The organism is Streptomyces sp. NPDC058864 (genome assembly GCF_042742985.1).
GTDB lineage: Bacteria > Actinomycetota > Actinomycetes > Streptomycetales > Streptomycetaceae > Actinacidiphila.
The window spans coordinates 66,094-92,646 of the sequence record NZ_JBHYMQ010000005.1 but is presented as its reverse complement, the minus strand read 5'-3'; the positions used below and the strand labels follow the sequence as shown (position 1 = coordinate 92,646).

The following is a 26,553-nucleotide window of genomic DNA, read 5'->3' as shown; positions in this document are numbered from 1 at the left end:
GCCCGGCACATTGAGTTGCGCAACCTGAATCATGTTGCGCTGACAGCAACTGGGAGGTTTGGCGATGACGGGACCCCGCGTGGTCATCATCGGAGCGGGCGTCGTGGGGGCGGCGCTGGCCGACGAACTGTCCGCCGCCGGATGGACCGACGTCACGGTGGTCGACCAGGGGCCGCTCCCCGCCACCGGAGGGTCCTCGTCCCACGCGCCGGGCCTGGTCTTCCAGGCCAACCCCTCCAAGACCATGACCGAACTCGCCCGCTACACCGTCGAGAAGCTCTGCTCGCTCGACGTCGCCGGACAGCCCTGCTTCCTCCAGGTCGGCGGCCTGGAGGTGGCCACCACCCCCGAGCGCCTCGCCGAACTGCACCGCCGGCACGGCTGGGTGACGTCGTGGGGTGTCGAGGCCCGGGTCGTCGGACCCGAGGAGTGCGTCGCGCTCCACCCCCTGCTGGACCGCGCGCGTGTCCTCGGCGGACTGTTCGTCCCCACCGACGGCCTCGCCAAGGCCGTCCTCGCCGTCGAGGCGCAGACCCGGCGCGCCGCCGCGCGCGGCGTCCGCTTCCTCGAACGCCACGAAGTCCTCGCCGTCACACGGGACGAGGGCCGCGTCACCGGGGTCGTCACCGACCGCGGCGGCGAACTCGCGGCCGACGTCGTCGTCTGCTGCGCGGGCATCTGGGGTCCCCGGGTCGCCCGGATGGCGGGCATGGAGCTGCCGCTCACCCCGCTCGCCCACCAGTTCGCGTGGACCGGTCCCGTCCCCGCCCTGGCGGGCCAGGCCGTCGAGGCCGTCCGCCCGATCCTGCGCCACCAGGACGCCGACCTCTACTACCGCGACCGCCACGACCGCATCGGCATCGGCTCCTACGGCCACCGCCCCATGCCGGTCCACGCCGACGACATCGCCGCGTTCGGCGCCTCGGACGGGATGCCGTCCGTCCTGGCGTTCACCGAGGACGACTTCGCCGACGCCTGGACCGAGACCCGCGCCCTGCTGCCCGCCACCCGCGACGCCAAGGTCGAGGAGGGCATCAACGGCCTGTTCTCCTTCACCACCGACGGCATGCCGTTGCTCGGCGAGTCGCCGGCGGTGAAGGGGTTCTGGGTCGCCGAGGCCGTCTGGGTCACCCACTCGGCCGGCGTCGGCCGGGCGATGGCCGAATGGCTGGTGGACGGCCACTGCTCGTCCTTCGACCTCCACGAATGCGACGTCAACCGCTTTGAGCCGCACCAGCTCGCCCCCGAATACGTGCTCGCCCGCGACTGCCGCAACTTCGCCGAGGTCTACGACATCGTCCACCCGCTCCAGCCCACCGGCGCCCCGCGGCCGATCCGCACCAGCCCCTTCCACCCCCGCCAGGAGGAGCTCGGGGCGTTCTTCCTGGAGGCCAACGGCTGGGAGCGGCCGCAGTGGTACGAGGCCAACGCGGGCCTGGTGGCGGGCCGTTCCATCCCCACCCCCGACGACTGGGCGGCCCGCTACTGGTCGCCGGTCGTCGGCGCCGAGGCCCAGGCCACCAGGGAGACGGTCGCCCTGTACGACATGACCGCGCTCAAGCGCCTGGAGGTCACCGGGCGCGGCGCGGCGGCCTTCCTGCAGCGGCTCACCACCGGCAACGTCGACAAGTCGGCGGGGTCGGTGACGTACACCCTGCTCCTGGACCACGACGGCGGCATCCGCAGCGACATCACGGTGGCCCGCCTCGGCCGCGACCTCTTCCAGGTGGGCGTCAACGGCAACCTCGACCTGGACTGGCTCACCCGGCACCTGCCCGACGACGGCACGGTCGCGGTCCGCGACGTCACCGCCGGCACCTGCTGCGTCGGCCTGTGGGGACCGCTTGCCCGCGAGGTCCTGCAGCCGCTCGCCGACGCCGACTTCTCCGACGCCGGGCTCAAGTACTTCCGCGCCAAGCGGGCGCACGTCGGCGCCGTCCCCGTCACGGCGATGCGGCTGTCCTACGTCGGCGAACTCGGCTGGGAGCTCTACACCACGGCGGACCTGGGCCTCAAGCTCTGGGACACCCTGCTGGCCGCCGCCCGGCCGCTGGGCGGCATCCCCGCCGGGCGCGGCGCCTTCAACAGCCTGCGCCTGGAGAAGGGATACCGCTCCTTCGGCACCGACATGACCTTCGAGCACGACCCGTACGAGGCCGGCCTCGCCTTCGCCGTCAAGGAGGACAAGGACGACTTCACCGGAAAGGGCGCGCTCGCCCGGCGCCGGGAGGAGGTCCGGCGCCGGCTCACCTGCCTGACCGTCGACGACCCGGGCGCCGTGGTGATGGGCAAGGAGCCGGTGTACGACGGCGACCGGCCCGTCGGCTACGTCACCAGCGCCGCCTACGGCTACACCATCGGCAGGGGCATCGCCTACGCGTGGCTGCCGGCGGAGCTATCCGTGCCCGGGCGCGCCCTCCACATCGCGTACTTCGACCGGCGCGTGGCGGCGCGGGTCGCCGCGGAGCCGCTGTTCGACCCGGCCATGTCCCGCCTCCGCGGCTGACATCCCGCCGACGGCACCACGCGAGACCTCCGACGCCGCCGCTGAGAGGAAGCCCCGCGCATGAACCCGCTCACCGTCCCCCTGTCCGAGCTCGACCCCGAGGTGCACGCCGCGCTGCGCGCCGAACTGGCCCGCCAGCGCTCCACCCTGGAGATGATCGCCTCGGAGAACTTCGCCCCCGCCGCCGTCATGGAGGCCCAGGGCTCGGTCCTCACCAACAAGTACGCCGAGGGCTACCCCGGCCGCCGCTACTACGGCGGCTGCGAGCACGTCGACGTCACCGAACGGCTCGCGGTCGAGCGCGTGAAGGCCCTCTTCGGCGCCGCCCACGCCAACGTCCAGCCGCACTCCGGGGCACAGGCCAACACCGCCGTGCTCTTCGCCCTGCTGCGGCCCGGCGACACCGTGCTCGGGCTCGACCTCGCGCACGGCGGCCACCTCACCCACGGGATGCGGCTCAACTACTCCGGGAAGATGCTCGACGTCGTCCCCTACCACGTCTCCGCGACGGACCACCGGGTCGACATGGACGAGGTCGAGCGGCTCGCCAAGGAGCACCGCCCCAAGATGATCATCGCGGGCTGGTCGGCGTACCCACGGCAGCTGGACTTCGCCGCCTTCCGACGCATCGCCGACGAGGTGGGGGCGCTGCTCCTGGTCGACATGGCGCACTTCGCGGGCCTGGTCGCCGCCGGGCTCCACCCGAACCCCGTCCCGTACGCCCACGTCACCACCACGACCACCCACAAGACGCTCGGCGGCCCGCGCGGCGGAGTGATCCTCACCGACGACGCGGACCTCGCCAGGAAGCTCAACTCGGCGGTCTTCCCGGGCATGCAGGGCGGCCCGCTGGAGCACGTCATCGCCGCCAAGGCGGTCTCCTTCAAGGTCGCCGCGGGGGAGGAGTTCAGGGAGCGTCAGTCCCGCACCCTGGCCGGTGCCCGCATCCTCGCCGAGCGCCTGACCGGGGACGACGCCGCGCGGGCGGGCGTCTCCGTGCTCACCGGGGGCACCGACGTGCACCTCGTCCTCGTCGACCTGCGCGCCTCCGCCCTCGACGGCCGGCAGGCGGAGGACCTGCTGCACTCCGTCGGCATCACCGTCAACCGCAACGCCGTCCCCTTCGACCCGCGCCCGCCCATGGTCACCTCGGGGCTGCGGATCGGCACACCCGCGCTGGCCACCCGCGGTTTCACCGAGGACGACTTCGCCGAGGTCGCCGACGTCGTCGCGCTCGCCCTGCGCCCCGGCCCCGACGTGCCCGCGCTGCGCGCCCGCACCGAGGCCCTGTCCGCCGCGCACCCGCTCTACCCGCAGCTGCCGCAGGACGGAGACGACGCCCGATGACCCCCCGTACCCCGGGGGCCGCGCTCCCCGAGCACCCGGACTTCCTCTGGCGCACGCCCGAGCCCAGGCGCAGCTACGACGTCGTGATCGTCGGCGGCGGCGGGCACGGCCTGGCCACGGCGCACTACCTGGCGCGCAACCACGGCATCACCGACGTGGCCGTGCTGGAGAAGGGCTGGCTCGCGGGCGGCAACATGGCCCGCAACACCACGATCATCCGCTCCAACTACCTCTGGGACGAGAGCGCCGGCATCTACGAGCACGCCCTGAAGCTGTGGGAGGGCCTGGAGGAGGAGCTGGACTACCCGATCCTCTTCTCCCAGCGCGGGGTCCTCAACCTCGCCCACAGCCTCCAGGACGTGCGCGAGGGCGTCCGCCGGGTCGAGGCCAACCGGCTCAACGGAGTCGACGCCGAGTGGCTGGACCCCGGGCAGGTGAAGGAGGTCTGCCCGATCGTCAACACCTCCCCGGACGTGCGCCACCCGGTGCTGGGCGCGACCCACCAGCCGCGCGCGGGCATCGCCAAGCACGACCACGTCGCCTGGGGCCTGGCCCGTTCGGCCGACGCCGCGGGGATCGACCTCGTCCAGAACTGCGAGGTGACCGGCATCGACGTCAGCGGCGGCCGGATCACCGGGGTACGGACGAACCTCGGGCCCATCGCCGCCGGCAAGGTCGCGCTCTGCGCGGCAGGCCACTCCTCGGTGCTGGCGAGGATGGCCGGATTCGACCTGCCCCTGCAGAGCCACCCGCTGCAGGCCCTGGTGAGCGAACTGCTGGAGCCCGTGCACCCCACGGTCGTCATGTCCAACGCGGTGCACGTGTACGTCAGCCAGGCCCACAAGGGCGAACTGGTCATGGGCGCGGGCATCGACGCCTACAACTCCTACACCCAGCGCGGCGCCTTCCACGTGATCGAGCGGCAGATGGCCGCCGTGCTGGAGCTCTTCCCGGTCTTCGCCCGTGCCCATCTGCTGCGCACCTGGGGCGGCATCGTCGACGTCAGCCCGGACGCGTCGCCGATCGTGGGACTCACCCCGGTGGACGGCCTGTACCTCAACTGCGGCTGGGGCACCGGCGGTTTCAAGGCAACTCCGGGTGTGGGCTCGGTCTACGCGCACACCATCGCCCACGACACCCCCGCACGCCCTGGCCGCACCCTTCTCGCTCGAACGATTCACCACCGGCGCGCTCGTCGACGAGCACGGCGCGGCCGCGGTCGCCCACTGAGGAGCCCGAACGATGCTGCTCATCCCCTGCCCCTGGTGCGGGCCCCGCGACGAGGCCGAGTTCCACTACGGCGGTCAGGCGCACCTCGCCTACCCGCCGGACCCGGCGGCCCTGACGGACGAGGAGTGGGCCCGCCACCTCTTCTTCCGCGACAACCCCAAGGGCCCGTTCGCCGAACGCTGGATGCACACCGCGGGCTGCCGCCGCTGGTTCGACGCGGTGCGCGACACGGCGACGAACCGCTTCGTCACCGGCGAGCCCGCCGCCACGCCCGCCGCCGCCCCGGCCGGCCCCTCCGTTTCCGCCGCGCAGGCGTCCCCGTCCCCGTCCCCTGCCCCCGCCCTTCGCCCCGCGCGCGACCCCGCCCAGCCCTTCCGGCTCGCCGAGGGCGGACGCATCGACCGCGCCGCGCCCCTGAAGTTCACCTTCGACGGGACCGCGTACACCGGCTACCGCGGGGACACCCTCGCCTCCGCGCTGCTCGCCAACGGGGTCATCGCCACCGGCACCGGCATCAGGCTGGGGCGTCCGCGCGGCATCTTCTCCGCCGGGGTGGAGGAGCCCAACGCCGTGGTGCAGATCGAGGCCCCCTTTCCCGAGCCGATGCTGCCCACGACGACCGTCGAGCTGTACGACGGCCTCGTCGCCACCGGTCTGCCCGGTCAGGGCAGGCTCGCCACCGGTCCCGACCCGGCCCGCTACGACGCCGTCCACGCCCACTGCGACCTGCTCGTCGTCGGCGCGGGCCCCACCGGGCTGGCGGCCGCCGCCACGGCCGCCGGCAGCGGCGCGCGGGTGATCCTCGCCGACGAGCAGCCCGAACCGGGCGGCAGCCTCCTCGGCAGCGGACGGCACCTCGACTGGGCCGCCGCGACCGAGGCCCTCCTCGCCGCCGAACCCGGCATCCGCCTCCTGCGCCGTACGACCGTTTTCGGCCACTACGACGACAACCACGTCCTCGCACTGGAGCGCCGCACCAACCACCTCGGCGCCGCCGCCCCCGCGCACGTCGCCCGGGAACGCGTGCACCGCGTCCGCGCCCGCCGGGTCGTGCTCGCCACCGGCGCGCACGAGCGTTCCCTGGCCTTCCCCGACAACGACCGCCCCGGCGTCATGCTGGCCGGCGCCGCCCGCGCCTACCTCCGCCGGTACGGCGTCGTCCCCGGCCGCAGGGCCGTGGTGTTCACGACCAACGACGGCACCGATGCCGTCGTCCGCGACCTCGCCGCCGCGGGCGTGGAGATCGCGGCGGTCGCCGACGCGCGCGACGGGGTGTACGTCACCGGCACCGAGGGGACGGACCGGCGGCTGACGGCCGTACTGCTCGGCGAGCGGCGGATCGAGGCCGACCTGCTGCTGGTCTCGGGCGGCTGGAACCCCGTCGGTCACCTCTTCGGCCAGGCGGGCGGCGCCCTGCGGTACGACGAGGCCCGCGGCACCTTCGTCCCGGTGCCCGGATCGACGCACCAGGCCGTGGAGTTCGCCGCGACACCCGCCGAGGGCGCGGCCGCCGCCGCCCGGGCGCTCGCGGCCGAGGGCTTCACGCCGGGCCGGCCCGTCCTCCCACCGGCGGAGCCGGGACCGGGGCGCCCGCCGCTCACCCTCTTCGACGTCCCCGCCACGGCCCCCGGCCCGCGCTTCGTCGACCTGCAGCGCGACGTCACCGTGGCCGACCTGCGGCGCGCCACCGGGGCCGGGATGCGCTCGGTGGAGCACACCAAGCGGTACACCACCGCGGGCACCGCGAACGACCAGGGGAAGACCTCCGGCGTCCTCGCCTCGGGCGTCGTCGCGGGCCTGCTCGGCGTGGAGGTGTCCGCGCTCGGCACGACGACGTACCGCCCGCCGTACGCGCCGGTGTCCTTCGCCGCGCTCGCGGGCCGCGACCGGGGCGCGCTGCACGACCCGGTCCGGGTGACCGCGCTGCACGGCCTCCACGTCGCCGCCGGCGCCGTCTTCGAGGACGTCGGCCAGTGGAAGCGCCCGCGCTACTACCCGCTGCCCGGCGAGGACATGACGAGCGCCGTGCTGCGCGAGTGCCGGGCCGCCCGCGAGGACGTCGCCTTCATGGACGCCTCGACCCTGGGGAAGATCGACGTCCAGGGCCCGGAGGCCGCGGAGTTCCTGGACCGGCTCTACACCAACGTGATGTCCACCCTGCGTCCGGGCATGATCCGCTACGGCGTCATGTGCCGCCAGGACGGCATGGTCTTCGACGACGGCACCGTCATCCGGCTCGCGGAGGACCGCTTCCTGGTCACGACGACCACCGGCAACGCCGCGGCGGTCCTGGACTGGATGGAGGAGTGGCTGCAGACCGAGTGGCCGGAACTGCGCGTCCACTGCACCTCGGTGACCGAGCAGTGGGCCACCGTCGCCCTCGTCGGCCCCCGCTCCCGCGAGGTGCTGGGTGCGCTCGCCCCCGGACTGGCCGTGGGCAGGGCCGAGTTCCCCTTCATGGCGTGGCGGGACGCGACGGCGGCGGGTCTGCCGGCCCGGGTGTGCCGGATCAGCTTCTCCGGTGAGCTCGCCTACGAGATCAACGTCCTGCCCTGGCGGGCGGCGACCCTCTGGGAGGCGGTGCGGGCAGCGGGCGCCACCCCGTACGGCACGGAGACCATGCACGTGCTGCGCGCCGAGAAGGGCTATCCGATCGTCGGCCAGGACACCGACGGCACGGTCACCCCGCAGGACCTCGGCATGGGCTGGGTCGTGTCGAAGAAGAAGCGCGACTTCATCGGCAAGCGCTCCCACACCCGCGCCGACACCGCACGCCCCGACCGCAAGCACCTGGTCGGCCTGCTGCCCGAGGACCCGGGGCTGCTGCTCCCGGAGGGCACGCACCTGGTCGCGGACCCGGTGCCGCCCCGGCCCCCCGTCACCGCGCTCGGTCACGTCAGCTCCAGCTACCGCAGTGCCGCCCTGGGCCGCACCTTCGCGCTCGCCCTGGTCAAGGGCGGCCGGGAACGGGTGGGGGAGCGGCTGTACGCGCCCGTCGACGGCCGTCTGGTGCCCGTGACCGTCGCCTCCCCCGTCCTCTACGACCCCGAGGGGGCCCGCCGTGACGGCTGACACCGACACCCGCCTCAGTCCGCTGTCGGCCGCGGCCGGGCGCCTCGCCGCCGCGACCCGCGCCTCGGGCGGCGCGCTGCGCCTGGCCGAACTTCCCTTCCTGACCCAGATCGACCTGCGCCTGGATGCCGGGAGCCCGGCCGCCGGGGCCGCCGGGCTCGCCCTGGGCGCGCCGCTGCCCCTGGAGCCCTGCACCGCCGTCCGGGCCGGGGACCTGGCCGTCCTGTGGCTCGGTCCCGACCAGTGGCTGGTGGTGGGGCCGCCCGGCGCCCAGGAGGAGCTGGAAGCGCGTCTGCGCAAGGCCGCGGGCGAGGCGCACGTCTCCGTCACCGACGTCTCCGCCCAGCGCACCACCCTGCTGGTCTCCGGTCCCCGCGCCCGCGACCTGCTGGCGCACGGCTGCTCGCTCGACCTGCACCCGGAGGTCTTCACCCCCGGCAGCTGCGCGCAGACCACCCTCGCCCGCGCCCAGGTGGTGCTGGTGGCCAGACAGGAGGCGAGGGCGGGCTTCTGTCTGCTGGTCCGCTCCTCCTTCGCGGGCTACCTCGCGGACTGGCTGCTGGACGCCGCATCGGAGTACGTGTGACATGGACCGCACGACCCCGTCTTAACTTGAATCCCTGATTCGCATTATCTAGCCTCAAGGCATGCGCCTGACGAAGTCCACCGACCTCGCGCTCCGTGCGGTAATGGCCCTCGCCGTCAAGGACGAGCCGTCCACCGCCCGGGACGTGGCCGAGGCGATGCGGGTCCCGTACTCGCACCTGGCCAAGGTCGTGGCCCGGTTGCAGCACCTGGGGGTCGTCGAGACCCGCCGCGGCCGCGGCGGTGGCCTGGAGCTCACCGCCGCCGGGCGGACGGCCTCGGTCGGCCGGCTGGTGCGGGAGCTGGAAGGGGTCGGCGACGTCGTGGACTGCGAGGGCGAGACGCCCTGCCTGCTCGCCGGTGCCTGCCGGCTCCGCGGCGCGCTGCGCCGGGCGCAGGAGGCCTTCTACGCCTCGCTGGACCCGCTGACCGTCGCCGACCTGACCGCCGCGCCCACCGGACCCGTGCTGGTGGGACTGGTCGGCTCCGGCCCGCCCGGCCCGCGGGGCTGATCCGGCCACCTTCGAACCGACCACCTTCCCGGGGCGGCTTCGCACGCCCTTTAATGCGAATTTCAGATACCAAATTAGGGAGCACGTCCATGCTCAGTGAGAAGTCCGCAGCGACCGTCCGCGCCACCCTGCCCGCCGTCGGCGGCGCGATCTCCGAGATCAGCGGGCTCTTCTACGACCGGCTCTTCGCCGCCCACCCCGAGCTGCTGAGGGACCTGTTCAACCGCGGCAACCAGGCGGCCGGCACTCAGCGCGAGGCCCTCGCCGGAGCCATCGCCCACTTCGCCACCGCCCTGGTCGAGCACCCCGGGCAGCGCCCCGACGCGATGCTCGCCCGCATCGCCCACAAGCACGCCTCGCTCGGGATCAGCCCCGGCCAGTACCACATCGTGCAGAAGCACCTCTTCGCCGCCATCGCCGACGTGCTGGGCGACGCGGTCACCGAGGAGGTCGCCGCCGCCTGGGACGAGGTCTACTGGCTGATGGCAAACGCCCTCATCGCCATCGAGCAGCGGCTGTACGCCGAGCGCGGCGTCCTGACCGGGGACATCTGGCGTCCCTGGGAGGTGGCCGAGAAGGTGCGGGAGACCGAGGACGTCGTCTCCTTCCGGCTCCGTCCCGCGGACGGCCTGCCGCTGCCCGACTTCGGCCCCGGACAGTACGTCTCGGTGCGCGTCCAACTCCCCGACGGCGCCCGGCAGATCCGGCAGTACAGCCTCTCCGGCGCCCCCGGGGACACCACCCGGCAGATCAGCGTCAAGCGCGAGCGCGGACTCGCCGGGGACCCGGACGGCGAGGTCTCCGCCCACCTCCACGACCACGTGGGCGAGGGTGCCCGCGTCGAACTGTCGGCCCCCTACGGCGACGTCGTCCTCGCCGACGACGGGGGACCCCTGCTGCTCGCATCGGCCGGCATCGGCTGCACCCCGATGCTCGCCATGCTGCACCGGCTCGCCGGTGACGGCTACGGGGCGCCCGTGACCGTCGTCCACGGCGACCGCACGCCGCGGCACCACGCCCACGCCGCCGACCACCGCGCCCTGGCCGAGAAGCTCCCCGGGGGCAGCGCCCACTTCTGGTACGAGGACCCGGGCACCGACGCCGGCCCCGGCGACCGTGCCGGCCGCGTCGACCTGTCCGGCGTCGAGCTGCCCGACGGCCTGCGCGCCTACCTGTGCGGCCCGCTGCCCTTCATGCGCTCCGTGCGCGCCCAGCTCATCGAGCGCGGTGTGCCCGCCTCGGCCGTGCACTACGAGGTCTTCGGCCCCGACCTGTGGCTGGCCCGCGACTGACCGGCCACACTGGTCGGGTGGCGGACAAGGCGGTCAAACGCAGCGCGGGGATCCTGCTCTTCCGCGGCACCTCGGGCGGTGCGCCCGAGGTGCTGCTGGCCCACATGGGCGGCCCGTTCTGGTCGTCCAAGGACGCCGGGGCGTGGACCATCCCCAAGGGCGAGTACGAGCCCGACGAGACCGCCGAGGCGGCCGCCCGGCGCGAGTTCCTGGAGGAACTGGGCCTGCCGGTGCCCGAGGGCGAGCTGCTGCCGCTCGGCGAGAACCGGCAGCCGGGCGGGAAGGTCGTGACCGTCTGGGCGCTGGAGGGCGACCTCGACACCGGCCTCGTGGAGCCCGGGACCTTCTCCATGGAATGGCCCCGGGGCTCCGGTCGGGTCAGGGAGTTCCCCGAGGTGGACCGGGCCGCCTGGTTCACGCTCGGCCCGGCCGCCCACGGGAAGATCCTCTCCGCGCAGCGGACGTTCCTGGACCGGCTGCGCCGGCTGCTCGACGGCGGCGCGGCGGGCGGAGCCGCTCAGGGGGCGGGCGAGGCGTAGATCGACTCGATCTGCGCCGCGTACTCGCCGAGGATCGTGTTCCTGCGGAGCTTCAGGGAGGGCGTCAGCATCCCGTTCTCCACCGAGAACTCGTGCGGCAGGATGCGGAACGCCCGGATCGACTCGGCCCGCGAGACCGCCGAGTTGGCCATCGACACCGCGCGCTGGACCTCGGCGTGCACGTCCGGCTCGGTCATCGCCGTCCGCAGCTGCACCGCCTCCCGGTCCAGGGTGATCAGCGCGGCGACGAAGGGCCTGTTGTCGCCGACCACGATGCACTGCGAGACCAGCGGATGCGACCGCAGCCGCTCCTCCAGCACCAGCGGGGCCACGCTCTTGCCACCGCTGGTGATGATGATGTCCTTCTTCCGGCCGGTGATCGTCAGGTACCCGTCCGGGTCGAGCGAGCCCATGTCCCCGGTCGCCATCCAGCCGCCGCGGCGCCACACCTCGTGGTTCGCGGCCGGATCGGCGTGGTAGCCGGCGAAGACCGTCGTCCCCCGGACCAGCACCTCGCCGTCCGGTGCGATCCGTACCGCGCTGCCCGGCAGCGGCCGGCCCACCGTGCCGAAGCGGACCTTCCCCAGCGGCTGCGCGGTCACCGCGGCCGTGGTCTCGGTCAGCCCGTACCCGTCGTGGATGGTGAGGCCGGCCCCCGCGAACAGCAGCGACAACTCCCGGCTGAGCGGAGACCCGCCGGAGACCGTGTAGTTCACACGCCCGCCCAGCACCTCGCGGATCCGCGCGTAGACCAGCCGGTCGAACGCCGAGTGGGCCGCCCGCAGCAGCGGACCCGGCCCCGGCCCCGAACCCTGCGCGTGCCGCTCCACGGCCTCCGCGTAGCGCACGGCCACCCCGGCGGCCCGGTCGAAGACATGGCCCTTGCCGCCGCGGGTGGCGGCGTTCCGCGCGCCCTGGATGATCTTCTCGTAGACGTACGGGACGGCGAGCAGGATCGTCGGCCGGAAGGAGCGGAACGCCGGGAGGAGTTCGCCCGGCGAAAGGTCGGGCTGGTGGCCGAGCAGCACCCCGCCGCGGACCGCGCAGGTGGTCACCATCAGCCCGTATATGTGCGACATGGGCAGGAACGCCAGCACCGAGGGCCGCACCCCCGGCGGGGCGAAGATCGAGCCGTACCCGGCCAGCAGGGTGTCGCACTCGGCGGCCAGGTTGGCGTGGGTGATCAGGCAGCCCCTGGGCGGCCCCGTGGTGCCCGAGGTGTAGGCGATCACCGCCACCGACTGCGGCTCGACCGCCCAGCGCAACTGGTTCAGCAGCACCGGGTGGACCTGCCGGCCCAGCGCCGCCAGCCACGGCACGCACCCCGCGTCGAGCTGCCAGATCCGGCGCAGCGCGGGCAGCGTGTCGCACACGGCCCCCACCGTCATCGCGTGGTCCTCGTGCTCGACGACGATCGCGACCGCCCCCGAGTCGGCGAGGATCCACCGGACCTGCTCGGCCGAGGACGTCGGGTACACCGGGACGATCCGGGCGCCCACCGACCACAGCGCGTAGGAGAAGAGCGTCCATTCGTACCGGGTGCGGGCCATCACGGCCACCGGCTCGCCGAAGCGGATCCCCTCCGCCACCAGGCCGCGCGCCAGTTCGGCCACCTCGTCACGGAAGGCCGCGGCGCCGACCTCCCGCCAGAGGCCGCCCCCGTGCCCGTCACGCCGGGCCAGGACGGCCGCGTCGGGGCGCTTGTCGGCCGTCTCGTACACCGAGTCGGCGAGTCCCCCCGACCGCAACTGCTCCGCCCGGGGCGGAAGGCTGAACTCGCGCACGGCGCCCCCCTTCCCCGAGCCGCTGCCCCGCCGCACGAGACGGCAGGCAGGGAAGATATCCGGCGATTGGTCCACCTGCCTAGAGGTGGGGCGGAAACGGCAGCGACTGACGCGAACGGGTGCCTCGGGGCCATCGGTTCGCGCCGACTACGATGGCCCCATCAGGCGCGTACCCGGCCCGGGACGCGACCCTTCGCGTCGGGAGTGTGAGCCGTGCTGCGCACCATGTTCAAGTCCAAGATCCACCGTGCCACCGTGACCGAGGCCGACCTCGACTACGTCGGGTCCGTTACCGTGGACGCCGATCTGATGGACGCCGCCGACCTGCTGCCCGGCGAGCTGGTCCACATCGTCGACATCACCAACGGCGCGCGCCTGGAGACCTACGTCATCGAGGGCCGCCGCGGCTCCGGGGTGATCGGCATCAACGGTGCCGCCGCCCATCTGGTGCACCCCGGCGACCTGGTGATCCTGATCAGCTACGCGCAGGTCGACGACGCGGAGGCCCGCGCGCTGCGGCCGCGCGTGGTGCACGTGGACGCCGGCAACCGGATCGTCGCGCTGGGCGCCGACGCCTCCGAGCCGGTCCCCGGGAGCGGCACCCAGGCGAGCCCGAACGCACTGCCGGTCGGCTGAACGTCCGTACGAGCTGCTGTGCTATTGTCCGGATCCAACTTCGAGGTATCCGTCCAGGTGGGGTCCGGTGGTCACGGGCCCCGTCGGGACCGGGAGCGCGGCGTGCTGCCGTCGGCCTCCCATCAGCACTCCTCGGGCCTGACGCATCAGCAGTTCACCGGGCTCCGGCGGATCGCTGGGCTGCCGCGGACTTCCGTGACGGGCCCGGACACTGTCGCTCTCGGGGGTGGGCGATGAGAGCACACCTTTGTTCGGCCCGAAAGGAACTGAGTCCCATGCACGCTGGCGGAGCTGCCAGACTGCGCACCGTGACCCTGGCGGTCCTCACGCTCTCCCTGACGGCCGCGGCCACCGGCTGCGGCAACGGTTCGGGCGGGACGGGCGAGGTCACAGTGGGCATCGCCCTCCCCACCACAAAGCAGACCCGGTGGGTCAGCGACGGCGACAACATGAAGGCGCTCTTCAAGGCGCAGGGGTACAAAACCGACGTCCAGTACGCCGAGGACAGCGTCGACAAGCAGATCGAGCAGATCGAGAAGATGATCGACGAGGGCGACAAGCTCCTGATCGTCGGCGCGGTCGACGGTTTCGAGCTGGGCGACGCCCTCCAGAAGGCGGCCCGGGCCGGTGTCAAGGTCATCGCCTACGACCGTCTGCTGCTGGGCTCCAGCAACGTCGACTACTACGCGAGCTTCAACAACTACCAGGTCGGGCAGCTCCAGGCCCAGTACATCATCAAGAAGCTCGGGCTGAAGAAGGGCGGCCAGGCCGGCCCCTACAACCTCGAGCTGTTCGCCGGCGACGCCAATGACAACAACGTCCAGGGCTTCTTCAACGGCGCGATGGACACGCTGGCCGACTACATCAAAGACGGTCAGCTGAAGATCCCGAGCAAGCAGCTGCGGCTGAGCCAGGTCACCACCTTCAAGTGGGACGCGGACGTCGCCACCGAGACGATGAACACCCGGCTGAGGGACGACTACTCGGACGGCTCCACCGTGGACGCCGTCCTGGCCCCCAACGACGGCATCGCGCGCGGTGTCATCAAGGCCCTGAAGAAGAAGGGCTACGGCACCGGCTCCAAGCCGATGCCGGTCATCACGGGTCAGGACGCCGAGGTCGAGTCGGTGAACGAGATCATCGCCGGCGAGCAGTCGATGACGGTCTACAAGGACACCCGCGAGCTCGCGAAGGTCGCGGTCAAGATGGCCCAGGACGTGCTCGCCGGCAAGCGGCCCGAGGTCAACGACACCGAGACCAACGACAACGGCAACAAGATCGTGCCGGCGTACCTCCTCGCCCCGGTCGCCGTCGACAAGGACAACTACAAGAAGGTGCTCGTCGACAGCGGCTACATCAAGGCCTCCGACCTCAACTGAGGCGGGAGTCCGCGCGTACGCGGGGCCGGGAGGAACACAACGTTCCTCCCGGCCCTCGTCGTACCCGGCGGCCCCGCGTCAGATGAGCACGTTCATCAGACCGTAGTCGTACAGACCTCCGTAACCGCGGTCGAACTTGTCGCCGAACCCGTAGCCGGCGTGCTTGCCGTGGCCGACGTGGCCCTTGCCGAGACCGAGGGCGCGGACGCCGTTGCCGAATCCAATGCCATAGCCGTAGCTCACGCTGTACTTGTAGCTGAAGCTGAACCGGTAGCCGTGCTTGTTGCACTGCTTCTTGTGGTGCTTCTTGTGCTTCTTGCCGTGGCCCTTGTCGTGGCCCTTGCCGCCCTTGCCCTTGCTGCCCTTGCTCCCCTTGTTGTTGCCCTTGTTGTTGCCCTTCCCGTTGCTGTTGCCCTTCCCGTTGTTGTCGTCCTTGTCCTTGTAGGTCGCGTTGTCCCCGTTGTCGTCGTTGCCGCCGTTGTTGCCGTTCCCGTTGTTCTTGCCGCCGTTGTCGTTGTTGCCGCCGCCCTTGCCGCCGCCGCCCTTGCCGCCGCCGCCGTTGCCGTTGTCGCGGCCGCCGCCCCGGCCGTTGTCGCCGCCACCGTTGCCGCCGCCACCGCGGCCGTTGTCGCCGTAGGCGCCGTCGTCGTTCCAGTCGGAACCGCCGCCGCGGCCGTTGCCGCCCCCGCCACCACCGCCCCCGCCGTTGCCGCCGCGGCCGTTGTCGCCACCACCGCCACCCCCGCCGCCTCCGCGGCCGTTGTCGCCGTAGCCGCCGTCGTCGTCCCCGTTGTCGCCGCCGCCACCACCGCCCCCGCCGCCTCCGCGGCCGTTGCCGCCGCCCCCGCCTCCGCCGCCACGGCCGTTGTCGCCGTAACCGTTGTCTCCGTTGTCCCCGTTGCCCCCGCCGTAGCCGTTGTCCCCGCCGTCGTCGCCGTATCCGTTGTCGTCGTCGTCGCCGTAGCCGTCGCTGCCCTTGCTGTGGGAGCCGTTCCTGCCGTCGTCACTGCCCGGCGTGGCGACAGCGCTGCCGGTCGAGGCGGCCAGGAGGCCGGTGGCAAGAAGTCCGGTCGCGACGCCGAGAGCGGTGCGGCGCATCAGACTGGTTCGCATGAGTGTCCTTCCTTCGGACGCGTGGCGGGCGGCGTTCGCCGCCGCCCCTGCGATCCAGTCGTACGTCGCGCGGTAAACGGCCGCCCGTCGAGCGGAGCGTCCGGGCGACAGCGTGGCCAAGGAAGTGACGCAGTGCCACGAAGGCACGGAATGTCAGTCCCCGCCGAGCAACAGGGCGTCAAGACCCCGCACCAGACCCGGGCGTGCCGCGGCCGCGCGGGCGGCGAGCAGGGTCCCCGCGACGTACGGCGCGGGGGAGGCGCCCGCCTCGTGCCGGATCACCAGACGTTCGTCCGGCAGCCCGAACTGCGCCTCCACGGCGAGGGTGTAGCCCGGCAGCCGCAGCGAGTGGACCTGTGTGCCCGCGATCGACGCGCCGCGGGCCTCCGGGTGCCCCGCCGTGCGCTCCGGGTCCACGGCGTACTCGGGGCGCCGTACGGCGGCCAGTTGTTCGGCGAGTTCGCGTGCGGTGCCGCTGGGGGCGTCGGGCTTGGTCGCGGAGGCGTAGTCGATGATCTCCCAGTGCGGCAGGTGACGGGCCGCCAGCCGGGCGGCAGCCTGCGCCAGCGCGGCCGTCAGCGAGAAGTTCCCCGAGGCCACGACGCCGACCCCGTGCTCCTCGGCCAGCGCGGCGATCTCCTCGTAGTCGGCGCCCGACAGGCCCGACGAGCCCACCACGACGTCGACCCCGCGGACCACGGCGGTCCGCACATGGCGCCCGACAGCGGTGTGCGAGGTGTAGTCGATCAGCACGTCCACACCGTCCAGCGCGTCGTCGACCGTGCTGAAGACCGGCACCCCGAGCTCGGGACCGCCCCACACCGCCCCGAGGTCCGCGCCGGCCGCCGACCGCGCCACCGCCGTCCGCAGCCGCAGGTCCGCGGAGTCCAGGACGGCGCGCGCGACCGCCTCCCCGGTCCAGCCGGTCGCCCCGGCGACGCACACGTTCAGCAGGTCCATCCCACCAGCATGCGGCATGATCACCGGCCGTCCCGCCCGGAACCGGTCCTCCCGGGGGACCCGAGGCGCAGCCGGGCGGCCGCGGAGCGCGCCTGACGGCGCATCCGGCCGGACAGCGTCGGCCGCCGCGGCGCGGCGGCCACCAGCTGCTCCGAGAGCCACAGCGAGCGCTTCTCGAGGTCCAGCTCGTCCAGCAGCCGGTCGATGTTGGCCAGCAGCGCCCCGTACAGGTCCCAGCTCTCCCAGCGCCGTTCCGTCTCCGCCCGCAGCAGCACCGCGATGCGGTCCCGTTCCTCCCGCCCGCGCCGCAGGGCGTCCGCCAGCCGGGCCTCCGCCTGGTCGGCGCCCTCCGTGACCTGGGCGGCGATCAGCCGGCCGAAACTGTCGGCGGCGTCGGCCATGTCGGCGAACAACTCGTCGATGCCGGCGGCGAGCTCGCCGGTGAACAGCGGCTCACGTCCGCCGCGCTCACGGTCCAGCTCCGTCAGCGAGCGGCACAGCGTCCGCAGCAGCACGGTCGACACCTCCAGGGTGTCCAGCCCGCTGCGCAGCAGGAGCCGGGTCATCGCGCCCTCCGCCGGTTTCACCCGCGGGTTGAGCCGGGTCCCCTCCTCCGCCCTGCGCAGCGAGGCGTCGAAACGCGCGATCTCGTTGTCCAGCCGGCGTGCGTCCATCAGCCAGGAACGGGCCTGGCCGGCGGTGGCGCCGGCGCGTACCTCCCGGCCCATGCGGAGCATCAGCGCCCGCATGTGCTCGGCCAGCTCGCGCACCGCGTCACCGGCCGGCTCCACGAAGGCGGGGGGCGGCACGACCACGTTCAGCAGCACCCCGACGCCGGCTCCGACCAGGGTCTCCAGGATGCGGTCCAGCGCCTCGCCGGAGGGGGCGGGGACGGCCAGGATGAGCATCGCGCTGATCGCGACCTCGGCCACGAACTCGTCCACCCGGATGAAGTGACCGATCACCAGCGACGCCAGGATGATGAGCCCGAGGCTCCACCACGTCAGCCCGATCAGCTCCGCGAAGCCCACCGCGATCAGGACGCCCGCCACCACGCTGACCACCCGTCGGATGCCCGTGGTCACCGTCGTGTAGAGCGTCACCTGCACCACGAGCAGGGCCGTCAGCGGGGCCGTCAGCGGCGCGGGGTTGGGCAGCAGCCGGTCGGCCACGGCGTACGACAGCACCGCGGCCACGGTGGAGCGCACCGTCTGCACGACGATCGGGTCGTTGTTGCGCCGCAGGAGGTCGGCGAGCGGGGCGGGGAGGACGCCGGGCACCCTGCCAGTCTCCCCGGGCGCGGGACTCCGGCACCGGTCAGCGGGAGCGGGTTGCGCCGACCGCGTGAATACCCGGCCCCGACACGCCCCTGAGGCACCGTCGGCGACCCGGGCGGGGGCTTCATGGTCCGGGGCCGGAGTGTGTCCGAGCAGGGATCGAGGTGCCTATGGCGTGCGCGGTGCGGCGCTCCCGGGCCCTTGCCGCGGTGCTCGTCCTCGCGGCCGCCGCGGTCGCGTGCGGCGGCGCGTCACGGACGTCCGGACGGGCCACGCTCGACTGGTACAACTTCCCCGACGACTCGGGGGCCCTGCAGCAGGCCGCCGACCGGTGCAGCCGCGACTCCGGCGGACGGTACGTCATCCGCTACAACAAACTCCCCCGGACGGCGGACGGCCAGCGGCAGCAACTCGTACGCCGGCTGGCCGCGCACGACCCCGCGCTCGACATCCTCGGCCTCGACGTCACCTGGGCCCCGGAATTCGCCGAGGCCGGCTGGATCCGCCCGTGGACCGGCACCCGGCGCGCAGACGCCGTCCGGGACACCCTCGCCGCCCCGCTGCGCACGGCCACCTGGAAGGGCCGCCTCTACGCCGTCCCGTACAACACCAACGTCCAGCTGCTCTGGTACCGCGCCGACCTCGTGGCGGAGCCCCCCACCACGTGGGCCGCGATGCTCGACGCGGCCCGCGCCCTGGCGAAGGCCGGCAAACCCCACCGGATCGAGGTCCAGGGCGCCCAGTACGAAGGGCTCACCGTCTGGTTCAACACGCTCGTCGCCAGCGCCGGCGGGTCGATCCTCAACGCCGACGCGACCGCGCCCTCGCTCGGCCCGCCCGCCGTGCGGGCCGCGGGCATCATGCGCGACCTGGCGGTCTCGCCCGCCGCCGACCCGTCGCTGCCCAACCAGACGGAGGACCAGAACCGGCTGGCCATGGAGTCCGGCACGGCCGCCTTCCAGGTGAACTACCCCTTCGTGTATCCGGCGATGAAGGCCGACAACCCGCAGTTGTTCCGGCACCTGCGGTGGGCCCGCTACCCCCGGGTCGACGCCGGCCGCCCCGCCCGGGTCACGATCGGCGGCATCGACCTCGCCGTCGGCGCCTACAGCCGCCGGCCCGAGCTCGCCTTCGAGGCGGCCCTGTGCCTGCGCGACCGGGACAACCAGCGGAACGCCGCGCTGCGGGGCGGCCTGCCGCCGACCCTGCGCTCCCTCTACGACGACGCCCAGGTCGAGCGGAGCTACCCCTTCGCCCAGGACATCCTCGCCGAGCTGGAGAACGCCGCCCTGCGCCCGCAGACCCCCGCCTACCAGAACGTGTCCATCGCGGTGTCCCACACCCTGTCACCGCCCGCCGCGATCCGGCCCGCCGAGTCCGTCCGGGACCTGCGGGGACAGATCGAGGACGCCCTGCAGTCCAAGGGGCTGGTCCCGTGACGCGGCTGTCGGAGGGCGCCCGGCAGGAACGGCGGCTCGGCTGGCTGCTCTGCGCCCCCGCCGTGCTCGTCATGCTCGCCGTGACCGCCTACCCCGTGCTCTACGCCGTCTACCTGTCCCTGCACCGCTACGACCTGCGCTTCCCGCAGCTGGCCCGCTTCGTGGGCCTGGACAACTACGCGGCGGTCCTGAGCTCCGGGTTCTGGTGGGAGGCGTTCTGGGTGACCTGCCTGATCACCGTCGTCTCCGTCGCGGTGGAACTGGCCCTCGGCATGGGCCTGGCCGTCGTCATGCACCGGGCCGTCCTCGGCCGCTCCGGGGTGCGTACCGCGGTGCTGCTGCCGTACGGCATCGTGACCGTCGTCGCCGCCTTCTCCTGGCAGTACGCCTGGACCCCCGGCATCGGCTACCTCGTCGACGCGGCGGGGGAGGCCCCGCTGACCGACCACTGGAAGGCCATCGGGCTGATCATCCTGGCCGAGGTCTGGAAGACCACGCCCTTCATGGCGCTGCTGCTGCTCGCCGGGCTGGCGCTGGTGCCCGAGGAGACCCTGCGCGCGGCCATGGTCGACGGCGCCGGCCGGTGGCAGCGCTTCCGGCTCGTCACACTGCCGCTGATGAAACCGGCCATCCTGGTGGCGCTGCTGTTCCGCACCCTCGACGCGTTCCGGATCTTCGACAACATCTATGTGCTCACGCAGGGCTCCAACGGCACCGGTTCCGTGTCGATCCTCGGCTACGACAACCTCTTCACGGCGCTGAACCTCGGCATCGGATCGGCGATCTCCGTGCTGATCTTCCTCTGCGTGGCGGTCATCGCCTTCGCCTTCATCAGGCTGTTCGGCACGGCCGCCCCAGGATCGGAGGACACCGGACGATGAGCACGAGCCCGGCGCAGCGGCGCCGGATCGCCCGCTGGAGCGTCGTCAACACCGTGGTCGTGCTCTACGCGCTGTTCCCGGTGTGGTGGATCGTCGCCCTGTCCTTCAAGGACCCGGCCACGCTCTCCGACGGCAGCTTCGTTCCCCGCACGTGGACGCTGGAGAACTACCGGGGCATCTTCGCGACCTCCGAGTTCACCCGCGCGCTGATCAACTCCATCGGGATCGCGCTGATCTCCACCGTCGTCGCCGTCACGCTGGGCACCATGGCCGCCTACGCCGTGGCGCGGCTGCGCTTCCCCGGCAAGGGACTGCTGATCGGCACCTCGCTGCTGATCGCGATGTTCCCGCCGATCTCCCTGGTGTCGCCGCTGTTCGAGATCGAGCGCTTCCTCGGGCTGTTCGACACCTGGGCCGGGCTGATCATCCCGTACATGACCTTCTCGCTGCCGCTGGCGATCTACACGCTGTCGGCCTTCTTCCGCGAGATCCCCTGGGACCTGGAGAAGGCGGCCAAGGTCGACGGGGCCACCCCCGCCCAGGCCTTCCGGCTGGTCATCGCACCGCTCGCGGCGCCCGGGGTGTTCACCACGGCGATCCTGGTCTTCATCTTCTGCTGGAACGACTTCCTTTTCGCGATCTCGCTGACCTCCACCACCGCCGCGCGCACCGTCCCGGCGGCGATCGCCTTCTTCACAGGCAGCTCCCAGTTCCAGCAGCCCACGGGTTCGATCGCCGCGGCCGCCGTGGTCATCACCGTCCCGATCGTCGTCTTCGTGCTGCTGTTCCAGCGGCGCATCGTGGCCGGACTGACCTCCGGCGCAGTGAAGGGCTGAAGGACCGCACATGGCCGAGATCACCCTCGAGGGCGTCACCAAGCGCTACCCCGACGGCGCGGTCGCCGTCCGCGACGTCAGCCTCGCCATCGCGGACGGCGAGTTCGTGATCCTCGTGGGGCCGTCCGGCTGCGGCAAGTCGACCACCCTCAACATGATCGCCGGGCTGGAGGACATCACCGAGGGCACCCTCCGCATCGGCGGCCGGGTCGTCAACGACAAGGCCCCCAAGGACCGCGACATCGCCATGGTCTTCCAGAGCTACGCCCTCTACCCGCACATGACCGTCCGCCAGAACATGGGTTTCGCCCTGCGACTGGCCGGCGTGGACAAGGCCGTCATCAGGGGGAAGGTCGAGGAGGCGGCCCGTGTCCTCGACCTCACCGGCCACCTCGACCGCAAGCCCGCCAACCTCTCCGGCGGGCAGCGCCAGCGCGTCGCGATGGGCCGCGCCATCGTCCGCGAGCCCAAGGCATTCCTGATGGACGAGCCGCTGTCCAACCTCGACGCCAAGCTGCGGGTCCAGATGCGCACCCAGATCGCCCGGCTGCAGCGGCGCCTGGGCACCACCACGGTGTACGTCACGCACGACCAGACCGAGGCCATGACCCTCGGCGACCGCGTCGTCGTGATGCGCGGCGGCGTCGTCCAGCAGACCGGCTCGCCGCAGGAGCTGTACGACCGGCCGCGCAACCTCTTCGTCGCCGGGTTCATCGGCTCGCCCGCGATGAACTTCCTGCCCGCCGCCGTGGAGGAGGACCGGCTGCGCACCCCGCTCGGCGAGCTGCCGCTCGACGACCGCCTGCGTGCCGCCCTGGCACGCCGCGACGCACCGCGCGAGGTCATCGCGGGCTTCCGGCCCGAGCACTTCGAGGACGCCGCGCTCGTCGACCCCGGCCGTGGCGGCGCCACCGTCACCGTCACCGTCGACGTCCGGGAGTCCCTCGGCTCCGACGTCTACGTCCACGTCGCCCAGGACGGTGGCGCGGCGGCCGCTGCCGCCGCGGAACAACTGGCCGAACTCGCCGCCGACTCAGGGCTCGCCGACACCGGCGCCGGCGGGCCGGAGGTCGTCGCCCGGCTCTCCACCAGGACCCGGGCGCGTGAGGGGGAACGTCTGCGGCTGTGGCTGGACACCGCCCAGGCCCAGATCTTCGACCCGGCCACCGGCGACAACCTCACGCTCCCCGAGCACCCCCGCGACCAGGCCGCGGGCTGAGCCATGGCCCCGGCCGCCGTCCCGCCGCCCCTCCCCGGCCCCCTCGCACACCTGGCTCCGCTCCTCGACGACTGGGGCTACCTGGCGGTCGGCGTCCTCGTCCTGCTCGACAACGGCGGCATCCCGGTGCCCGGTCAGACCGTCCTCGTCGTCGCGGCCGCCTACGCGGGCACCGGGCGGATGGACATCGCCGCCGTCGTCGCGGTCGCCGTCGCCGCGGCCGTCGCGGGCGACTGCCTGGGGTACCTCATCGGCCGCAGCGGAGGCCGCGCCTTCGTCCACCGCTGGGGCCGCTACGTCCTCCTCACCCCCGAACGCTTCCTGCGCGGGGAGGAGTTCTTCGCCCGCCGCGGCGACCTCGTCGTCCTGCTCGCCCGCTTCGTCGACGTCCTGCGCCAGACCAACGGCATCATCGCCGGCACCGCGGGCATGCCCTGGTGGCGCTTCCTGCTGTGCAACACCCTGGGCGCGGTCCTGTGGGTCGGCGTCTGGGCCGCGCTCGCCTACGCCGCCGGGACCCGCCTCGGCACCCTCTACGCCTGGCTCACCCGCTTCCAGCTCTACGCGCTGATCGCCGCGGCCCTCCTCTGCGCAGCCCTGGCCGCCCGCTACCTCATCCGCCGCCGCGGCCGCCGCGGCGCCGGCCCCTGAGCGCGGCCCTCACGGCCCTGTGTGCGCCATCAGCGTGGCAGCCGTTGCGCCGTCGCGCGCACCGGCCCGGGCCTAGAGAAGGTCCTCGATGGTGATCGGCATCTTGCGGACCCGGCGGCCCGTGGCGTGGTGGACGGCGTTGGCGATGGCGGCGCCGGCGCCGACCTGGCCGATCTCGCCGACGCCCTTGACGCCGAGGGGGTTGACGACGGTGTCCTCGACCTCGACGAGTTCGACGTCGACGTCAGGTACGTCCGCGTTGACGGCGACCAGGTAGTCGCCGAGGCTCGAGGCCGCCCAGCGGCCGGTGCGGGCCTCCATGTGGTTGGCCTCGAGAAGGGCCTGGCCCAGACCCCAGATCATGCCGCCCACGAGCTGGCTGCGGGCGGTCTTGGGATTGAGGACCCGCCCGGGGGCGAAGGCGCCGACCATGCGGCGGACCCGGACGAGGCCCAGGTCGGCGTCGACGGCGACCTCGGCGAACTGGGCGCCGAAGGTCATCATGGCGTGCCCGTTCGCGCCGGGGCCGGGGGTCCAGGAGCCCAGGGCCTCGACGTCCGGCAGGAACTGACGGTGCATCATCTCTGCGTAGGTCTCGCCCGTCCCGGGCTCGTCCCGGAGCACCATGCGGCCGTCCCGGAGTTCGACGGCCTCGGGGGCCGCCCCGTGCAGCGGTGACTCGGCGTCGGCGACCGCCCGCGCGACGAGCGCGTCGCGCAGGGCCGTCGCGGCCGTGTGGACGGCCGCGCTGATCATGCCCGCGCCGGCCGAGCCGACGGCCGCGGCGATCTGCGGGAGGGCGGTGTCGCCGTTCTCGAAGCGGCACCGCTCGGCCGGCAGGCCGAGGGCGTCCGCGGCGACCTGCGTCATGGCCGTGGCCACGCCGGTGCCGAAGTCGGGGGTGGCCGCCTGCACCAGCGCCGTGCCGTCGGCGTAGAGGCGGGCGCGGGCCCGCTGCGGCGTGACCGGCTGGGCCACCGGGTAGCCGGCGCTGGCCATGCCCGTACCGATCAGCCAGTGCCCCTCGCGCCGGGAGCGCGGCCGCGGGTCGCGGCCGGCCCAGCCGAAGCGCTCCGCGCCGCGGCGGTAGCACTCCTCCAGCCCCCAGCTCGACCACGGGTCGCCCGTCATCGGGTCGGTCGCCGTGATGTTGCGCAGCCGCAGTTCCAGGGGGTCCATCCCGAGACGTTCGGCGAGCTCGTCCATCGCGCACTCCATGGCGAACATGCCCGAGGCCTCGCCGGGTGCGCGCATGAAGGTCGGCGTCATGGTGTTCGCGCGGAACAGCCGGTACTCGCCCTCGTAGTGGGGGCACCCGTAGATCTGCGAGGCGACACCGAGTGAGGGCTCGGCCCACTCGTCGAAGTGCGAGGTGGGGGAGAGCTTGTGGTGGCGCAGCGCGGTGAGCCGCCCGTCCCCGGCCGCGGCGAGCATGATCGTCTGCTCCTGCTCCTCGCGGTGCCCCATCGAGGTGAACATCTGCTCGCGGGTGAGCGCCAGCTTCACCGGCCGTCCCACCTGCCGGGCGGCGATCGCCGCGAGGGCCGGATGGTGCCAGATCATCGCCTTGCCGCCGAAACTTCCGCCCGTGTAGTGCCCGATGACCCGCACGCGGGAGACCGGCAGGCCGAGCAGCGCCGCGACCGTCTGCTGGGTCGAGGTGATGCCCTGCGTGGCGTCCCAGAGGGTGAGTTCGTCTCCCTCCCAGGACGCGGTGGTCGCCGGCGGCTCGATGGGGTTGTGGTTGTTCGCCGCGTACGTGAAGGTGGCGTCCAGCCGTACCTCGGCCTCGTCGATCCCCTTGCGCAGGTCGCCCCGGCTCATGCGCCCCGGCATGAAGCCGCCGAAGATCGCCTCGGGGACGTGGGCCAGGTCCCGGCCCTGGTCGAGGGTGGTGACCGACGGTTCCTCCGCGTACCGCACGTGCAGCAGGCTCGCCGCGTGCCGGGCCCGTTCGTGGGTGTCGGCGACGACGACGGCGATGTGCTGGCCCGCGTAGTGGACGACGTCGTCCTGCAGGGGGAAGAAGGTCTGGCCGGGTGCCGCCGTCCCCGCCAGGGAGGGGATCAGCGGCGGCTGCGCCGCGATGGGCGGGGTGTTCTCGTGGGTGAGGACCGCGAGGACCCCCTCGGCGGCCTCGGCCTCGCCGGCGTCGATCGAGGTGATCCGCCCGCAGGCGATGTGGGCCCCGACGAGCGCGGCGTACGCCATGCCGGGCAGCGGTATCTCCGCGGAGTACTGTGCCGAGCCGGTGACCTTGGGGCGCCCGTCGACCCGGTCCAGGGGCTGTCCCACGGCGGGTGTCATGACGGGCTCCCGGTGAGGGTCCCGAGCGCGCGGACCACGGCCCGGCAGGCGAGTTCGACCTTGAACGCGTTCATCGCCGTGGGGCGCGCCGCGGCCATCTCGACCCGCGCCGCCTCGTGGAAGTTCTCCGCGATCGCCGGTGCCCCGAGCAGGAACTCCTCGGCGCGTTCGGCCCGCCAGGGCCGGGTGCCCACCCCGCCGAGCGCGAGGCGGACGTCCAGTACCAGCCCGTCCGCCAGCGCGAGCGCGGCCGCCACCGACACCAGGGCGAACTCGTACGACTCGCGGTCCCGGACCTTCAGATACGTGGAGTGGCGGGCGATGGGCACCGAGGGCACCTCGATCACGGTGATCAGCTCGCCGTGCTCCAGCGGGTGCTCCCGGTCCGGGGTGTCGCCGGGCAGCAGGAAGAACTCCTCGAAGGAGTAGGAGCGTTCACCGCCGGGCCCCTGGGTCCTGATCCTCGCGTCGAGCGCCGCCAGGGCCACGGCGACGTCCGACGGGTGGGTGGCGATGCAGTGCGCGCTCGTGCCGAGGACCGCGTGCCCGCGGCTCGTGCCCTCGATCGCCGCGCAACCGCTGCCGGGCACGCGCTTGTTGCAGGCCGACGCGGTGTCGCGGAAGTAGCCGCACCGCACGCGCTGCATCATGTTGCCGCCCATGGACGCCATGTTGCGCAGCTGGGCCGAGGCCCCGAGCTCCAGCGCCTGCGCGATGAGAGGGAAGCGCTCCCGTACGACGGGCGCCTCGGCGACCTGGCTCATCCGGGCCAGCGCGCCGATCCGCAGCGAGCCGTCGGGCATGCCCTCCACCTCGGTCAGGGGGAGGTCGTTGATGTCGACGAGCCGGCGCGGCGCGAGCACGTTCTGCCGCAGCAGGTCGACCTCCGTGGTGCCGCCGGCCAGGAAGTGGCTCCGCGGGTCGGCGGTGACGGCCGCGATCGCGTCCGCCGTGCCCGTGGCGCGGGTGTAGCTGATGGGCCGCACGG

General features: G+C 73.1%; 20 protein-coding genes and 1 pseudogene. 15 read left to right on the top strand and 6 right to left on the bottom strand.

The features are described from left to right. Positions 1-64 precede the first annotated feature (64 nt). The 8 genes and pseudogenes from ACFW3D_RS06080 (at position 65) to ACFW3D_RS06045 (ending at position 11,083) form a co-directional block, all read left to right on the top strand. Positions 65-2,506 (top strand): GcvT family protein, encoded by a 2,442-nt coding sequence (locus tag ACFW3D_RS06080; protein ID WP_500501879.1) that lies wholly within the window; start codon positions 65-67, stop codon positions 2,504-2,506. A 60-nt stretch (positions 2,507-2,566) separates the two neighbouring features. Next, positions 2,567-3,853: a serine hydroxymethyltransferase gene (gene glyA / locus ACFW3D_RS06075; protein WP_500501877.1), complete on the top strand. Its 1,287-nt coding sequence runs from the start codon at positions 2,567-2,569 to the stop codon at positions 3,851-3,853. After that, positions 3,850-5,083: pseudogene (locus ACFW3D_RS06070) on the top strand (sarcosine oxidase subunit beta family protein). The gene glyA and the pseudogene ACFW3D_RS06070 overlap by 4 nt, the downstream one beginning before the upstream one ends. Positions 5,084-5,095: 12 nt before the next feature. Further along, positions 5,096-8,155 carry a sarcosine oxidase subunit delta gene (locus ACFW3D_RS06065; protein WP_500501875.1) on the top strand — a complete coding sequence of 1,020 codons (3,060 nt, stop codon included), beginning with the start codon at positions 5,096-5,098 and terminating at the stop codon, positions 8,153-8,155. Continuing rightward, a complete protein-coding gene (locus ACFW3D_RS06060) occupies positions 8,145-8,741 on the top strand; it encodes a sarcosine oxidase subunit gamma (protein ID WP_500501873.1) in 597 nt (198 codons plus the stop codon). Before ACFW3D_RS06065 ends, ACFW3D_RS06060 begins: the two co-directional genes overlap by 11 nt. A gap of 61 nt (positions 8,742-8,802) precedes the next feature. After that, positions 8,803-9,252, top strand: a complete 450-nt coding sequence (locus tag ACFW3D_RS06055; RefSeq protein ID WP_500501870.1) for an RrF2 family transcriptional regulator — start codon at positions 8,803-8,805, stop codon at positions 9,250-9,252. Between the two features lie 89 nt (positions 9,253-9,341). After that, complete coding sequence (locus tag ACFW3D_RS06050) at positions 9,342-10,544, top strand: globin domain-containing protein (RefSeq protein WP_500501868.1); 1,203 nt, start codon at positions 9,342-9,344, stop codon at positions 10,542-10,544. A 17-nt stretch (positions 10,545-10,561) separates the two neighbouring features. Beyond that, positions 10,562-11,083: an NUDIX hydrolase gene (locus tag ACFW3D_RS06045; protein WP_500501866.1), complete on the top strand. Its 522-nt coding sequence runs from the start codon at positions 10,562-10,564 to the stop codon at positions 11,081-11,083. Here ACFW3D_RS06045 and ACFW3D_RS06040 read toward each other — a convergent pair. Next, positions 11,062-12,867: an AMP-dependent synthetase/ligase gene (locus tag ACFW3D_RS06040; RefSeq protein WP_500501864.1), complete on the bottom strand. Its 1,806-nt coding sequence runs from the start codon at positions 12,865-12,867 to the stop codon at positions 11,062-11,064. The two genes, ACFW3D_RS06045 and ACFW3D_RS06040, sit on opposite strands and share 22 nt — an antisense overlap. A 213-nt stretch (positions 12,868-13,080) precedes the next feature. Here ACFW3D_RS06040 and panD point away from each other — a divergent pair, with 213 nt between their 5' ends. Both panD and chvE read left to right on the top strand, forming a co-directional pair. After that, positions 13,081-13,503: an aspartate 1-decarboxylase gene (gene panD, locus ACFW3D_RS06035; RefSeq protein WP_500501862.1), complete on the top strand. Its 423-nt coding sequence runs from the start codon at positions 13,081-13,083 to the stop codon at positions 13,501-13,503. 275 nt (positions 13,504-13,778) lie between these two features. Further along, entirely contained in the window at positions 13,779-14,882 is a 1,104-nt protein-coding gene (gene chvE / locus ACFW3D_RS06030) for a multiple monosaccharide ABC transporter substrate-binding protein (protein ID WP_500501859.1), read from the top strand. A gap of 78 nt (positions 14,883-14,960) precedes the next feature. Here the strand turns inward: chvE and ACFW3D_RS06025 are convergent, their stop codons facing one another. From ACFW3D_RS06025 to ACFW3D_RS06015, 3 genes are all read right to left on the bottom strand, one after another. Then, entirely contained in the window at positions 14,961-15,995 is a 1,035-nt protein-coding gene (locus ACFW3D_RS06025) for a hypothetical protein (RefSeq protein ID WP_500501857.1), read from the bottom strand. A gap of 153 nt (positions 15,996-16,148) precedes the next feature. Beyond that, on the bottom strand, positions 16,149-16,955 hold the full coding sequence (dapB, locus tag ACFW3D_RS06020; protein WP_500501855.1) for a 4-hydroxy-tetrahydrodipicolinate reductase: 807 nt from the start codon (positions 16,953-16,955) through the stop codon (positions 16,149-16,151). A 20-nt stretch (positions 16,956-16,975) separates the two neighbouring features. After that, a complete protein-coding gene (locus ACFW3D_RS06015; RefSeq protein WP_500501853.1) occupies positions 16,976-18,235 on the bottom strand; it encodes an FUSC family protein in 1,260 nt (419 codons plus the stop codon). A gap of 167 nt (positions 18,236-18,402) precedes the next feature. Here ACFW3D_RS06015 and ACFW3D_RS06010 point away from each other — a divergent pair, with 167 nt between their 5' ends. The 5 genes from ACFW3D_RS06010 to ACFW3D_RS05990 are packed head-to-tail and all read left to right on the top strand — an operon-like array spanning position 18,403 to position 23,258. Further along, positions 18,403-19,671 (top strand): ABC transporter substrate-binding protein, encoded by a 1,269-nt coding sequence (locus ACFW3D_RS06010; RefSeq protein ID WP_500501851.1) that lies wholly within the window; start codon positions 18,403-18,405, stop codon positions 19,669-19,671. Beyond that, the gene (locus ACFW3D_RS06005) at positions 19,668-20,552 is read left to right on the top strand and encodes a carbohydrate ABC transporter permease (protein ID WP_500501849.1); all 885 of its coding nucleotides are present in this window, start codon (positions 19,668-19,670) and stop codon (positions 20,550-20,552) included. Before ACFW3D_RS06010 ends, ACFW3D_RS06005 begins: the two co-directional genes overlap by 4 nt. Beyond that, on the top strand, positions 20,549-21,388 hold the full coding sequence (locus ACFW3D_RS06000) for a carbohydrate ABC transporter permease (protein ID WP_500501847.1): 840 nt from the start codon (positions 20,549-20,551) through the stop codon (positions 21,386-21,388). Before ACFW3D_RS06005 ends, ACFW3D_RS06000 begins: the two co-directional genes overlap by 4 nt. Before the next feature lie 10 nt (positions 21,389-21,398). Continuing rightward, complete coding sequence (locus ACFW3D_RS05995) at positions 21,399-22,607, top strand: ABC transporter ATP-binding protein (RefSeq protein WP_500501844.1); 1,209 nt, start codon at positions 21,399-21,401, stop codon at positions 22,605-22,607. A gap of 3 nt (positions 22,608-22,610) precedes the next feature. After that, a complete protein-coding gene (locus tag ACFW3D_RS05990) occupies positions 22,611-23,258 on the top strand; it encodes a DedA family protein (RefSeq protein ID WP_500501842.1) in 648 nt (215 codons plus the stop codon). A 72-nt stretch (positions 23,259-23,330) separates the two neighbouring features. On the opposite strand, the gene ACFW3D_RS05985 is transcribed toward ACFW3D_RS05990, so the two are convergent. After that, positions 23,331-25,565: a xanthine dehydrogenase family protein molybdopterin-binding subunit gene (locus ACFW3D_RS05985; RefSeq protein ID WP_500501840.1), complete on the bottom strand. Its 2,235-nt coding sequence runs from the start codon at positions 25,563-25,565 to the stop codon at positions 23,331-23,333. Next, complete coding sequence (locus ACFW3D_RS05980; RefSeq protein ID WP_500501838.1) at positions 25,562-26,551, bottom strand: FAD binding domain-containing protein; 990 nt, start codon at positions 26,549-26,551, stop codon at positions 25,562-25,564. Before ACFW3D_RS05980 ends, ACFW3D_RS05985 begins: the two co-directional genes overlap by 4 nt. Between the last annotated feature and the right edge of the window lie 2 nt (positions 26,552-26,553).

Bases quoted from the DNA above. Each gene is read 5' to 3' on its own strand.
- ACFW3D_RS06080 (WP_500501879.1), top strand. From the start codon at position 65: ATGACGGGACCCCGCGTGGTCATCATCGGAGCGGGCGTCGTGGGGGCG.
- glyA (WP_500501877.1), top strand. From the start codon at position 2,567: ATGAACCCGCTCACCGTCCCCCTGTCCGAGCTCGACCCCGAGGTGCAC.
- ACFW3D_RS06065 (WP_500501875.1), top strand. From the start codon at position 5,096: ATGCTGCTCATCCCCTGCCCCTGGTGCGGGCCCCGCGACGAGGCCGAG.
- ACFW3D_RS06055 (WP_500501870.1), top strand. From the start codon at position 8,803: ATGCGCCTGACGAAGTCCACCGACCTCGCGCTCCGTGCGGTAATGGCC.
- ACFW3D_RS06050 (WP_500501868.1), top strand. From the start codon at position 9,342: ATGCTCAGTGAGAAGTCCGCAGCGACCGTCCGCGCCACCCTGCCCGCC.
- chvE (WP_500501859.1), top strand. From the start codon at position 13,779: ATGCACGCTGGCGGAGCTGCCAGACTGCGCACCGTGACCCTGGCGGTC.
- ACFW3D_RS06025 (WP_500501857.1), bottom strand. From the start codon at position 15,995: ATGCGAACCAGTCTGATGCGCCGCACCGCTCTCGGCGTCGCGACCGGA.
- dapB (WP_500501855.1), bottom strand. From the start codon at position 16,955: ATGGACCTGCTGAACGTGTGCGTCGCCGGGGCGACCGGCTGGACCGGG.
- ACFW3D_RS06010 (WP_500501851.1), top strand. From the start codon at position 18,403: ATGGCGTGCGCGGTGCGGCGCTCCCGGGCCCTTGCCGCGGTGCTCGTC.
- ACFW3D_RS06000 (WP_500501847.1), top strand. From the start codon at position 20,549: ATGAGCACGAGCCCGGCGCAGCGGCGCCGGATCGCCCGCTGGAGCGTC.
- ACFW3D_RS05995 (WP_500501844.1), top strand. From the start codon at position 21,399: ATGGCCGAGATCACCCTCGAGGGCGTCACCAAGCGCTACCCCGACGGC.
- ACFW3D_RS05990 (WP_500501842.1), top strand. From the start codon at position 22,611: ATGGCCCCGGCCGCCGTCCCGCCGCCCCTCCCCGGCCCCCTCGCACAC.
- ACFW3D_RS05985 (WP_500501840.1), bottom strand. From the start codon at position 25,565: ATGACACCCGCCGTGGGACAGCCCCTGGACCGGGTCGACGGGCGCCCC.